The sequence below is a fragment of the Fusibacter sp. QWL-12 genome, assembly GCF_058683495.1.
Genome location: NZ_CM178745.1, coordinates 559488 through 572662 on the forward strand (window position 1 = coordinate 559488; position 13175 = coordinate 572662).

General features: G+C 38.7%; 10 protein-coding genes. 1 reads left to right on the forward strand and 9 read right to left on the reverse strand.

Annotation, left to right across the window (positions count from 1 at the left end; genetic code table 11):
* Positions 1-50 precede the first annotated feature (50 nt).
* From xylB to AC4PID_RS03240, 7 genes are all read right to left on the reverse strand, one after another.
* The gene (gene xylB, locus AC4PID_RS03210) at positions 51-1511 is read right to left on the reverse strand and encodes a xylulokinase (protein ID WP_492134127.1); all 1461 of its coding nucleotides are present in this window, start codon (positions 1509-1511) and stop codon (positions 51-53) included.
* Between the two features lie 9 nt (positions 1512-1520).
* Positions 1521-2672: an ROK family transcriptional regulator gene (locus AC4PID_RS03215; RefSeq protein ID WP_492134128.1), complete on the reverse strand. Its 1152-nt coding sequence runs from the start codon at positions 2670-2672 to the stop codon at positions 1521-1523.
* A gap of 63 nt (positions 2673-2735) precedes the next feature.
* On the reverse strand, positions 2736-4049 hold the full coding sequence (gene xylA / locus AC4PID_RS03220; RefSeq protein ID WP_492135349.1) for a xylose isomerase: 1314 nt from the start codon (positions 4047-4049) through the stop codon (positions 2736-2738).
* Between the two features lie 191 nt (positions 4050-4240).
* Entirely contained in the window at positions 4241-5089 is an 849-nt protein-coding gene (locus AC4PID_RS03225; RefSeq protein WP_492134129.1) for a carbohydrate ABC transporter permease, read from the reverse strand.
* Positions 5086-6066, reverse strand: coding sequence for a carbohydrate ABC transporter permease (locus AC4PID_RS03230; RefSeq protein ID WP_492134130.1), 981 nt, complete (start codon positions 6064-6066; stop codon positions 5086-5088). Before AC4PID_RS03230 ends, AC4PID_RS03225 begins: the two co-directional genes overlap by 4 nt.
* 99 nt (positions 6067-6165) lie before the next feature.
* Entirely contained in the window at positions 6166-7551 is a 1386-nt protein-coding gene (locus AC4PID_RS03235) for an ABC transporter substrate-binding protein (protein ID WP_492134131.1), read from the reverse strand.
* A 124-nt stretch (positions 7552-7675) separates the two neighbouring features.
* Entirely contained in the window at positions 7676-9766 is a 2091-nt protein-coding gene (locus AC4PID_RS03240) for a glycoside hydrolase family 3 C-terminal domain-containing protein (RefSeq protein WP_492134132.1), read from the reverse strand.
* Positions 9767-10068: 302 nt separating this feature from the next.
* On the opposite strand from AC4PID_RS03240, the gene AC4PID_RS03245 reads away from it, so the two are divergent.
* Positions 10069-11055: an aldose epimerase family protein gene (locus AC4PID_RS03245; protein ID WP_492134133.1), complete on the forward strand. Its 987-nt coding sequence runs from the start codon at positions 10069-10071 to the stop codon at positions 11053-11055.
* Positions 11056-11134: 79 nt separating this feature from the next.
* Here the strand turns inward: AC4PID_RS03245 and AC4PID_RS03250 are convergent, their stop codons facing one another.
* Positions 11135-12178 carry a LacI family DNA-binding transcriptional regulator gene (locus tag AC4PID_RS03250; protein ID WP_492134134.1) on the reverse strand — a complete coding sequence of 348 codons (1044 nt, stop codon included), beginning with the start codon at positions 12176-12178 and terminating at the stop codon, positions 11135-11137.
* 90 nt (positions 12179-12268) lie between these two features.
* Positions 12269-13174 carry an ROK family protein gene (locus tag AC4PID_RS03255; protein ID WP_492134135.1) on the reverse strand — a complete coding sequence of 302 codons (906 nt, stop codon included), beginning with the start codon at positions 13172-13174 and terminating at the stop codon, positions 12269-12271.
* Position 13175 lies beyond the last annotated feature (1 nt).

Consider the following 13175-nt stretch of genomic DNA (forward strand, 5'->3'; position numbering starts at 1 on the left):
ACTCACAAAATGCTTTTAAATTACAACCCGCTTTATAGCTCACAAAAGACTTACATCTCAAAATAGGGCTTTAATGACTGATATAGCGCCTTGTATTTAAGATGCTTTCCTTTATATATCTCGTGATTTGCCAGGTTTGGCTCTACTGCATCAACCGTTTTTATAATCGCTTTTGTTGCAGCGTCAACCGATTCAAAAGCGCCATCGCCCACTGCTGCCAAAATCGCAGCACCCAGCGCACCGCCTTGATTCGTATTGATACCAACGATTCTTTGTCCAAATATATCTGCAATAATTTGACGCCACTTGATGCTTCTAGCACCACCGCCGATAACGCGGAGTTCTTCCACTGGAACGCCCATATCCACAAGAATATCCAATGAATCCTTCAAACCAAATGCAACGCCCTCAAGAAGAGATTTCGTTAAATCCTTACGGTTGGTGTTCATATCCATCCCAACAAAGGTGCCTCTTGCGTTTGGATCAGGATAAGGCGTTCTCTCACCCATAAGATACGGTAAAAAGACCACTTCACTGATTGTGTCGTCCACTTCGTTTAATAAATCGTCTATTTCAGCGACAGCAGCTTGCTCTGACCACCATTTTAAACAATTGGCAGCTGAAAGCATAACGCCCATAGAATGATAACGTCCACTGGCATGACAAAAAGCATGCATTCTGTTCTCTAAGTCGACTCTATAGTCATCATGAGCTGCAAATACAACACCTGAAGTTCCTAAGGTTACTGATACCACACCCTCAGAAACCGTACCCGTTCCTATCGCACCAGCGGCTTGGTCACCTGCTCCACCGACGATTAAAACTTCATGTGAAAGGCCCAACTCAGCTTTGATCGCCTCGCTCAGCTGACCGGTAACTGCATAAGACTCATGTAATTTCGGCAATTGCGCCTCACTAATACCGATAAAATCAAGCACAGGCTGGGAGTAACATTTATTAGCCACATCTAGAAGCAACATCCCAGACGCATCAGAGTAATCCGTTACATAATTACCAGAAAGCTTAAAGCTTATAAAATCCTTAGGCAATAAAAACATATCTACTTTTTCAAAGATCTCTGGTGCATTTTTTTTAAGCCATAGGATCTTTGGCGCTGTAAATCCAGTCAATGCCATGTTACCCACCAAGTCGCTTAAGCCCTTAGCACCAAAGTGTTCCGTTATCTCATGACATTCCTCAGTCGTTCTTTGATCACACCAGATGATGGAAGGCGTTAGCACGTTTCCCATCTCATCAAGCGCAACCATACCATGCATCTGTCCACTGAAACCAATAGCTTTTATGTGATCCTTTACAGCTGTATTTCTCGAAACCAGATTTTTTAAAGCACTTAAAGTCCCTTGCCACCAGTCCTCAGGGTTCTGCTCTGCCCATCCCGCTTTGGGGTAGTAGACAGGGTACTCCTCTGTGACCTCATCGACGATACCACCGTCTTTTGACATCAGTAAAATTTTAACCGATGACGTTCCTAAATCTATCCCTATATACATATTAAACTCCTAGTAACCAAACATCTCCACGAGTGGCAAAAGCGCCGCTCCAAGAAGCGCACTCTGCGGTGCAAGACTAGATAGCACCAACTTGTTGTCTCGAGAGAGCAGGTTGGTATGTTTTTGTTCTAAATATGCCTCTATCATTGGCTCAAACTCACGCAAATAGCGCACGATATCGCCACCGATGATGACTACCTCTGGATCAAGTCCCAGCATGATGTTTTCAACACCTACCAGCAGATAATCCAAATACGTTTTAAGGGTATCTATAGCAACAGAGCTACCCTCATGGTACTTTTCAAAAAAAGCTTCTATGGTGTCAACCTTAACCCCACTTTTCTCTTCGTAAATACGAAGCAAAGCCCTTTCAGATGAAAAAAGCTCCCAGCAACCAGATCTGCCACAGCTACAGGATAGTGGGCGGTCAGAGATCCTCATATGACCGAACTCGCCTGCTTTGTTATAAGTACCCTTTGCTACTTTATGATCTGATATAATACCACAACCAACACCCTCTGTAATTGAGACATAGACTGCGTTATTATTATTTTCAGCTGCGCCTAAAATGAGCTCGGCAAACGCTGCCACATTGGCTTCATTTTCTATAAAAATTTTTACATTTAGTTGACTCTGTAGCTTAGAAAAATCGTAATCCTTCACAGCAAGATTGGGGGCATGTATCAGTCGATTGCTATCAGCATCTACTAACCCAGGTAAGGATAACCCCATCCCAATACAATCTTCGAGTGAATAATGATTGCTCTCTAATAACCTTTTTGTTTCAGCTTCTATCCTTTTCGTCGTCTCATCCATGTCAAAGTCTTCGTTTCGCCAACTGACCACGTCAATGACCTCCGAAGATAAATTAGATAATATCATCTTTACTTGATGTGGAGATATATCTACGCCAATAGTCACCTTTGCATTTTTTATAAATTGAAAGACGACTGGCTTGCGTCCGCCTGTGCTCTCAGCAATGCCAGTCTCTTCAATTAGGCCTTCATCAAGAAGTTGATTTGTATTTGTCGTTACGGTGGTTATACTTAAGCGTAACGCATCAGCAAGTTCCTTCTTTTGTATGATTTCATTCTCTCGAAACGCTCTTAGAATTCTAGAGCGATTGAGCGACTTAATAATGCTTTGATCTAAACTTTCCATACTGGCTCACCTCAATCTTATTATAAGAGAAATTAAGCCTATCCGCTAGAGTACGATCTCAGCTTATTTATAAAGGTATTGGTTGAATCTCGCTTCGAGCATTTCTTGACGACCTGATGTGTTTTTTATGTCCTCAAGCGTTAGCGCATAAGCTTCTAGCTCTTCAAAACCAACCTCACCATTAACGATTTTTTTACCGATACCCACTTCATAGCTTGCATATCTTTCTTTAACAAAATTATCAAAGAAGCCTTCTTGGATCATTTCGTCTGCGATAATTAATCCTCTTGCAAAAGTATCCATACCTGCGATATAGGCATAGAATAAATCCTCAAGCTCAAATGAACCTCTTCTAACTTTTGAGTCAAAGTTCAAGCCACCTGGTGCGATACCACCGTTTCTTAACACTTCAAGCATTGCAGCAGTTGCGTCATAGATGTTTGTTGGGAACTGATCTGTATCCCATCCAAGTAATAAGTCGCCTTGGTTTGCATCGATTGAACCTAGCATGCCATTGATTCTCGACATGTTAAGTTCATGCTCAAATGTATGCATAGCCAATGTCGCATGATTAGCTTCGATATTAAGTTTGAAGTGATCTTGTAAATTGTATTTTCTTAAGAAGCCCATAACGGTTGCAGCGTCAAAATCATATTGATGCTTTGTCGGCTCTTTTGGTTTTGGCTCAATTAAGAGTTGACCTGTAAATCCGATTTTTGCTTTATAATCGACTGCCATTTGTAGGAAACGGCCTAAGTTATCGAGTTCAAGTTCTGTATTGGTGTTAAGAAGTGTTTCATAGCCTTCTCTACCACCCCAGAACACATAGTTTTCACCACCGAGCTTCATTGTAATTTCCATTGCTTTTTTTACTTGAGCTGCTGCATAAGCAAATACATCCGCATTTGGAGATGTAGAAGCACCGTGCATAAATCGGCTATTCGTGAATGCATTGGTTGTTCCCCAAAGACATTTAATGCCTGTTTTCTTCATTAGCTCTTCGATATATGCAACCATTTCATCTAGGTTTTCTTGTTTTTCTTTTAAGCTATTGCCTTCTGGTGCGATGTCTAAATCATGGAAACAGAAATAGTCGATTCCCAATTTTGACATGAGCTCAAAGCCAACTTCAGCACGAAGCTTAGATTTTTCCATACCAGAAAGTTCATTCCATGGACGCTCCATTGTACCTGTACCAAATGGATCATTTCCTTCACCTGTAAGTGTGTGCCAGTAGCTCATTGCAAATCTGAGGTGTTCTCTCATTGGCTTGCCTGCTATTACTTTATCTGCGTCATAAAACTTAAAAGCCAAAGGATTGGTTGAGTCCTTACCTTCATATTTAATTTTCTCAATGTTCTTAAAAAATTCCATAATGCCTCCTAGTTTTTAAAATCACTTTAAAATGTTTCATCTTCATATTAACCGATTTTTAATACTTTTTCAATCGGTTTTAAAAAGTCTTTAAAAAAAATCTAACTTTCGTCATTTATAGTAAGGAGACTGCGAACAGTCTCCTTAAGCTATCTCATTTAAACCGCTTAATAAAGGTGTTGTTTGTAACTCAACTACCCTTTTACACCGCCCAGAGCAACACCCTCGATAATGTACCTTGAGAGTAAGAAATATGCGATGAACAGTGGGAGTACAGTTAATGCTAATCCTAGATAAACCGCACCGTACTCTGTTTTGTAGATATCGCCTCTGAGCAAACTGACCATAATTGGCATGGTGTACTTGTCGTTATCAGTGAGTAATACCAGTGGTAAAAACAAGCTGTTCCAGCTTGATACGAAGGTAAAGATCGCTTGAGTTGCCATAGCTGGTTTCATGATTGGTAATACAATTTTGTTAAACGTATAGAACTCACTTGCACCATCGATTCTTGAAGCTTCAATCAGTTCAAGTGGTAACGAGGCCAGCATAAACTGTCTCATAAAGAATACCGCAGCAGGCGCTGCCACAGATGGTAATATCAGTGCTAAGAAGTTATTTGTCATACCGATTTTATACATGAACTGATAAAAACCGATCACCGATACTTGAGCTGGAATCATCATCACTGCTAGTATAAACGTGAAAAACGGACTTCTAAGCTTCCAGTTATATGCAACCAGTGAATAAGCCGTCAATGCTGAAAAGTAAATCGTAAGCAATGTAGAAGATACCGATACGATCATAGAGTTAGTAAGACCTTTTAATGGATCAAAGGTTTTACCAAGCAAAATCTTAATATTATCCATCAGATGCGTTGATGGCACTAGTGAAAGTGCTGTTTGCTGAATTTGGAAAGTATCTCTCGTTGCATTTACAAACATGACCCAAAATGGTAATACACTTAGAATTGCTAGAAGCAAACAAACGGAGTAGACAACTACTTTAAAGAGTATGCTTCTGCTTTTACTTTTTTGTTTCATTGTGCAGCCTCCTCTTCTTTAAGTAGTCTTAAACGTTCTTTTTTTGCACGCTTTGCTTCTTTTTTTATTTCGATTTCACCTTTATCTCTCATCACATAGAATAAAATTCCAGAGAAAATGGCGATAATCACAAACATAATCATACTTGCTGCAGCTGCTCTGTTATAAAGATAACTACCGCTAAAGGCTTGATTGTATATGAAAACGCTAGTTGTTAATGTCGAATTATCTGGACCACCCTGCATAAATAATTTTGGTATATCAAACATATTTAAACCACCAATCATACTAGTGATCAAAACATACAGTAAGATGGTTTTAAGATTCGGCAACGTAATGTAAAAGAAAGTTTGAATCCCTGAAGTACCATCAATTTCAGCAGCTTCATAAATTTCAGGATTAATTCCCATTACACCTGAAGTCAAAATCAACATCGTATAACCGTACCACATCCAAAACTGGATAAAGGCAACAATTGCTCTAGCATTTGCTTTGCTAACTAAAAAATAGACAGGTTTGTCAATTATTCCAAACTGCATAAGCAAGCTATTGACCGGACCAACCGGATAGCTAAACAATGAGTAGAATAGGATTGCTATACTTGCCGCAGTTATGATATTAGGCATGTAGAACAATACTTTGAAGAAACCTTTACCTCGAACTTTGTTTCTTCTAGAAGTAAACCAAGCAGTTAATAATAATGCCATAAAAATTTGTGGTATGAAATTTAAAGTCCAAATAATAAATGTGTTTTTAAGTGCTTGTCTAAACGACCCATTGTTTAAAATGGTAACGAAGTTCTTAAATGGTTCATCTAGGAAATGCCAAGTAGTTGTTCCGAGGCCCTTATAATCTGTAAATCCGATAACTCCAGTATAAATAATTGGATACAACGAAAAAATTGCAAATACAATTATAAAAGGCAAGCTAAAAATGTAGCCATATTTCGCATAACTGACGTTTTTCTTCTGTTTCAAATTTCACTCACCCCCATAAATCCTTCTATCAGTTTCATACATACATATGGGATAGAATAAGATTACTCTTCTTCCTATTCTATCCCATTGATCTTACAATTATTCTACTTCTACATCTAAGTTATCTGCAACCATTTGTTTGAAATCTTTAATCGCATCTTCACGGCTCTTAGAACCAGAAGTGTATGCTCTTACTTGATCTCTCCAATATGTGTTGATCGTTTCATCGTATTGCGTTAAGTTTTTACCATTAGCGAATTGGTTTGCTGGAATAAATACATCAAACATATTTTGTCCACCTAAGAACTCAAGTTCACCATTTGACATGCTCATTACAGTACCAGAAGCAACAGCGTCTTTAGTACCGCCTTCGCCATTTAAAGTACCATTAGCCCACATATATTGTAAACCTTGTTCTGTTGTATCAAGTGTAATCCAATTGATAATTTCACCAACTGCTTCTTTGTTATCTGATGATGCTGCACCAAGTACCCAAGTACCGCCCCAGAAGAAGCCGATAGGTGGTTCACAAACTGCCCAATCACCAAATGTATCGCCACTGTTACCAGCGATAACGTAATTGATCATCCAAGCTGGACCAAAGTAACCGAAGATTTTCTTAGCGCCAGCATCTTTCATGTCAGCAAACCAAGCATCTTGCCAGTCTTGTGTGTCATTGTGGTAATCATTTTCTTTAAGTTGCATCGAAAGGTCTAAGAAAGCTTCACGTTTAGGGTCGATGTTTAATTTACCATCAACAACCCAAGGCGTATCAGAGCTGTTTTCTACTGCATGCCAGATGTCGCCATCGCCTGAAACGATTCCGTATCCTTTAGCTTTAAGATCAGCTGCTGCTGAGTAGAATTTGTCCCAACCGGGTCCGATGATTTTTGCGATCTCAGCTGGATCATCAGTGCCCCAAGTATCTTTTGCTATTGAACGACGATAAATAAAAGCACCACCAGTAGCTTGATAGCCTAAACCGACTACATCCCCATTTGGATTTGTACCGATATCTACTGTATATTGAGCGATATCAGCTGCTTTAATAGCGTTATCAACATCGATGCCTAAATCTTTGTAAGGTGCTGCATATTGAGATGCATCGCCTTGAGTATATTTAAGAACGAATGCTGCTTCAGCTGTGAAAAGATCAGGTGCATCTGCACCGCCAGAAGCTAATGCTTGGTCTAGTGCTGGTTGGTAAGCGCCATCAGTTGTTGCGATGACAGTTGTTTTAATTTCGTATTTAGCTGCGAAATCTGGATGCGATTCTAAATACTTTGTAATCATACCTGGAACTTCTTCAGTAAATGACCATACGTTAAGTACAGTTTTCTCAGTTGAACCTGAGCTAGTTGTTGCTTCAGTTACATTTGTTTCTGCCGCTGCTGCGGTTGTAGTCGTATCATTACTTGAACTGCTACAAGCTGCTAGGCTAAATACCATCAATACGACTAATAATAAACTTATAAGTTTTCTCATCGTCTTCCCCCTAACTATTTTTTAAAACTTAGTTTATGTAAACTAGTGATTTCTAGGCTAAAATCTCTAGTTTGCATCATTGACGTCTGAAACAATTGAATCCTAACACAATTACTTTGATACATTACTTTAAAACAATTTCAATACTACTTACCGGTATACCAGTTAACTCTTGGCTGAGTTCATCTGGTTGGCTGATGCCTGCAAACAATCTAAATTTGTTACTTTGCACTTTTCTGTCACCATTATCATCGACAACTTCAAATGCACTTCTTGGAATCTTTAGTTCAATCTTAATTTTTTCACTTCGTTTTACATGAACTCTCTTAAAACCACATAAAGTATAATTTCTTACAGCATCATTTGATTCAAGATCTTTCATGTAAAGTTGAATCACTTCATCCGTATCATATTCCCCTAAATTCTCAATCCACAAGCTTGCTAGATCAGTATTAGAGTCATAACTGAGTTCATTGATGTTGACTTTAGAATATGTCAATCCGTAACCAAACGGATAAAGTACATTGTTTTCTGCATATCTGTAAGTTCTGTTGATCATCTTATAATCTTCAAAATCTGGTAATAGTTTTACATCCTCGTAGAACGTAACGGGTAGCTTACCTGATGGCGAAACCTCACCAAATAGGATATTGGCTAAAGCTTTTCCACCCATTTGTCCTGGATACCAAGCATGTAATATGGCATCAGCTCTTTCACCTTTTGGATTAATCGCTGATCCTGCTGAGACAACAATCACAGTTGGTTTATTGATTGCTAACACAATATCTACTAGTTCCTGCTGTACTTTAGGTAAAAACAGATCATTTTTGTCCCCAGCAGCAAATGCATTTCCTGTATCACCTTCTTCGCCTTCGATGGTTGCATCCAGTCCAACACATAGTACAACTAAATCTGAATGTGCTGCAACTGCTTTTGCTTCTGCATATCCATCACCATATTCGCCAAGAGGTTGCAGTGAGTCTTTAAACAAGTGACTGCCTTCAGCATAATAAACTCGACCATCGAAACGCTCTTGTATGCCTTTTAAGAATGTTGTGTATTCATCTCCGGTGCCATAATAATTTCCTCTAAGTGCATCTATACTTGCTGCACTTGGCCCAATGACACCTATTGATTTTATTTTATCCCTATTAATCGGTAAAATACCATTATTTTTCAGTAGAACGATGGATTTCTCAGCACATTCCTGCGAGTAATGCTTATGCTCTTTTGAACTTACAAGATCATAGCTGATGGTATCAAACTCTGAATCATCAAATAAACCCAACTTAAATCGAGTTGTCATTAATTTAATCGCCGATTCAGTAGCAAAATCTTCAGAAACCAGTCCTGCTTTAATAGCTGAAAGAAGGTAGTAGTAACTATCACCACAATTACAATCAACACCAAGTCTTAAAGCCAATGCCGCTGACTCTTCTACTGTATTTGTTATCAAATGTTTTGTATGGAAATCTCTAATTGCCCAACAGTCTGAGACAAAATGACCTTCAAAACCCCATTCCTCTAGTTTACCAGTTAAGAATTCACTGGCACATGCCGCTTCACCATTAACCCGATTATATGCACCCATAACGCTTTCGACATTAGCTTCTTTTACAAGTGCTTCAAAGGCGGGTAAATAAGTTTCTGATAAATCTTTTGGAGAAGCGATTGCATCAAACTCATGTCTGATTCCTTCTGGACCACTGTGTACTGCGAAGTGTTTTGCACATGCAGCCGTCTTTAAATGTTTGCCTTCTCCTTGGAGCCCTTTAACAAAAGCAATACCAAGTCTAGCCGTTAGAAATGGACATTCACCATAGGTTTCTTGTCCTCTTCCCCATCTAGGATCTCTAAATATATTAATATTTGGCGACCACATGGTTAATCCTTTATAAATGCCCGTATCCCCAAATCTTTGACTCTGATTAAACTTTGCTCTTGCTTCTGTCGCACAAATTTCAGCGACATGAAACAATCTCTCGTCATCAAACATTGCTGCTAATCCAATCGCTTGTGGAAACATCGTCGCAGTACCTGCTCTTGCAACACCATGTAGAGATTCATTCCACCAGTTATAGGAAGGAACGCCAAGTCTCTCGATTGCAGCAGCATTATAACTTAATTGGCTTACTTTTTCTTCTAATGTCATCTTCGATACTAAATCAACTGCTCTTTCTCTTGGGTTTAGCGACTTGTCTAGATATTTCTCCATGTTGTTTCCTCTCGTCTTATGATTGCACCCTCAAGTGGGGATTATTTCAAATATTTTTCGAAATCGTTTTCGACATTGCTTTAAAAAAATAGTTTTACAAAACCCTAAAACAGTGTATACACTCGTTCTTGTTTTCGAAAACGTTTTCGATATTTAAATTATACTTAAAACTTTTTGACAGGTCAATATAAAAATTTGTCGTGTTACTATTTTTTTTATTTTATGTGCAAATATCAAAACCACCCCTTGACAGCTCTGAAAAAGGCAAGTATGATGTGCTTATTCTGAAAGGAGGTAAGTATATGCAGACCATTAAGGAATATAAATTAGAAAGCAACACTGGCTTTACAGTTAAGATACTAAACCTAGGCGGTATCATAACAGAAATAATGGCGAAAGATCAGAATGGAAAAAGAACAAATGTCGTCCTTAAATACGATAACATAGATGATTATTGGACCAATCCACTATTTATTGGCTGTTTTGTTGGTCCAGTTGCAGGTCGAACATCAGAAGGCAAGCTGCCTTTAGGTGAACGCAACTATCAGTTGGATTGCTCTATCAACGAAAATGCGCTGCACTCAGGTAGAGATGGGCTTCATAATGTAATCTGGTCGCTAGAATCTATCTCTCCAAACCACGCTAAATTTACTTTGATTCACCCTTATTTAATGGCACACCCCTTTGAAGTTAAATATGAATTGGTTTACACGGTTAAAGAGGAAGCGTTAATCATAGAATACACTGCAACGCCTTCACAGCCGGCTTATTTTTCTTTAACAAATCACAGCTATTTTAACTTAAGTGGCAATTTAAGCACTTCAATCAAAACGCATCATCTTAAACTAAACGCGTCACATTTTGCAAAGATGAACGCATTCAGTCTTCCCGTTCAACTCGTTCCTCTTAAAGGCTCTGACATGGATTTTACAGAAACTCGTTTAATCTCTGAAATCACATCTTCTGAATGTGAGGACATAAAAGGAGCACGAGGCATTGATCATCCTTTTAAATCAAATGGCATTAATCCACTCGCAGAACTTATCGATTTGAACTCTGGTAGAAAATTAAAAGTGATGACGACACAGCCTTATGCCGTCATTTACAGTGGCAATTATCTAGACTCGGCACTTAGCCCATCTGGTTATCAGTTTAATAATCGAGCTGGTATCTGCTTTGAGACTCAAGATTTAACAAACGTTGCAAACTCTAAACTAGATGTAGTTAAGTTGTCTTATCCCGATCAACCGTACAAGCATCAAACATCATTTGACTTTGAACCTAAATAGGATATTAAAGTATGAATAAAAAGACTCGAACAAATCAATTATGAATTGTTCGAGTCTTTTTAGGTTGTTATACATAAAACTATTTTTGATTTTTAGGTTTTAAAACGATATCCTTTGATCTTGGCGGCATAGCAGTTCCGCCCTCTATCAGCTCTACACCAATAGTTGTCATCGTTGGATTGTGTACTTTAGTTTCTATCATTTGAATACATCGAAGAGAAGCTTCCTTACCTAATCTCGAGGTATCTTGGCGGATCGTCGTCAATCTAGGGTAAATCATTTCTCCTATTTCTACGCCGTCAAAGCCTGCAACGGAGATATCTTCGGGCACCTTAATACCGTGCGAGCGAAGCGTTTTTATTCCCCAAATCGCAGCACAATCATCAGGAAAAATGATAGCTGTTGGTAAATTACCTCTTTTTACAATGTACTCAACAGCTTCTTCACTGTCTTCTCGTTCACTGTACTTAGATTTCACTAACATTCTTTCACTGAAAGGAATACCCGCTTCATCAAGTGCTTTTCGAAAACCTCTTATTCGTTCTTCAGTTACGTGTGTCTCGTGTCCATAGACATAAACGATGTCTTTGTGTCCAAGTGATATCATATATTTAGTAATCTCATATAGGCCTTTTACATTATCAGAAACGATAGACCCAATATGGCTTGTTATAAAATCAATTGCTACTACTGGCAAGTCACTTTCCATAAGTTCAGTTACTTGTGGATCTTCAAAATCGATACAGGCAATGACAACACCATCGATTTTTCGGCGATTACAGTGTTCCAGATAAGTCATCTCAACGCCACCCAAATTTTTGGATATAAATGTTATATCATAGCCCTTCTCTTCAGCCTGCTCTTTTACACCTTGCAGAACTTGAGAGAAAAAGTAATGCGTTAAACCGCTGTGGCTTTTATCTTCAAAAAGAACACCAATGTTCCATGTCTTGTTTGTAATTAGTGCTCTGGCTTGTAAATTAGGAACAAAGCCTAATTCTTTTGCCTTTTTGAGAATCTTTTCCCTCGTTTTGGCACTAACGTCAGGGTAATTATTGAGGGCTTTTGACACTGTCGCACTGGAGCAGCCACATGCTTTTGCGATGTCATAAATTGTAACCATTAGAATCATTCCTTCCTTGAAGAAAACACCGAAATCGTTTTCGACTTTCTAATCATAACACTTTATGAATTCAATCGTCAACCATCAAACCTAAATTTGATGCATTCGATTATTTAATAAATGGTAGACCGCACCAAGTAAATTTGCATCAGCACCACATTCACAAATTGCCACTTTTGGTCTTGCCAATAACCATTCGATTTGATCATTCAACCAGTCTAACTGCAAATTCAGCCTCTCAATAAAATCATGTCTCCCGCTGATAGCACCACCAATTAATACAATCTCAGGGTCATATACATGTTGAATATTGTGAACACCAAACGCAAAGTATCTAAAGAATGAATCAACACTTGCAATCGCGTCTGCATCTCCAGCATCCGCATATTCAAAGACCTTTTTGCCATCTAAATAACGATAATCTTTTCCTACTCTCTGAGCATAATCCTTAACCAAAGACAGTGTCGCACCTTTAAAACTCCAAGTGAGAGGTGTTCCAAAATCATCCATTCCCATTACAAACATACCAAACTCGCCTGCAAATCGATTGACGCCAGTTTTGATTTTTCGGTCGATGACAACTGCGCCACCAATACCAGAGCCACAAACCACAAGTGCAATATCACTTGAATTTTTAGCGCCACCGATCCAGATTTCAGCTAATGCGGCACAATTGCCATCGTTTTCAGCTGAATAGGGTAAGTCGAATTTCTCTCCGAGCAATTTCGCTGGATTCGTATTTTTAATATAGATTAATGCACCTTCACTTAGTGCTTCTGCAGTCTCAGCGTTTGTAACACAGGGTTGGCTTAAAGCAATCCCTGATAAAGGTGTTATACTTTTGCCCCACTGAACAATTTGAGTTAATCGTTCCATAAAGTCATTAAAATTCGTTTTGGGGGTTGGTAAACTCGTCTTTTCATAAATATTACCTTCAGCGTCAATAATTGCTGACTTGATAGCAGACCCCCCAATATCTATCGCTAAATATTTCATA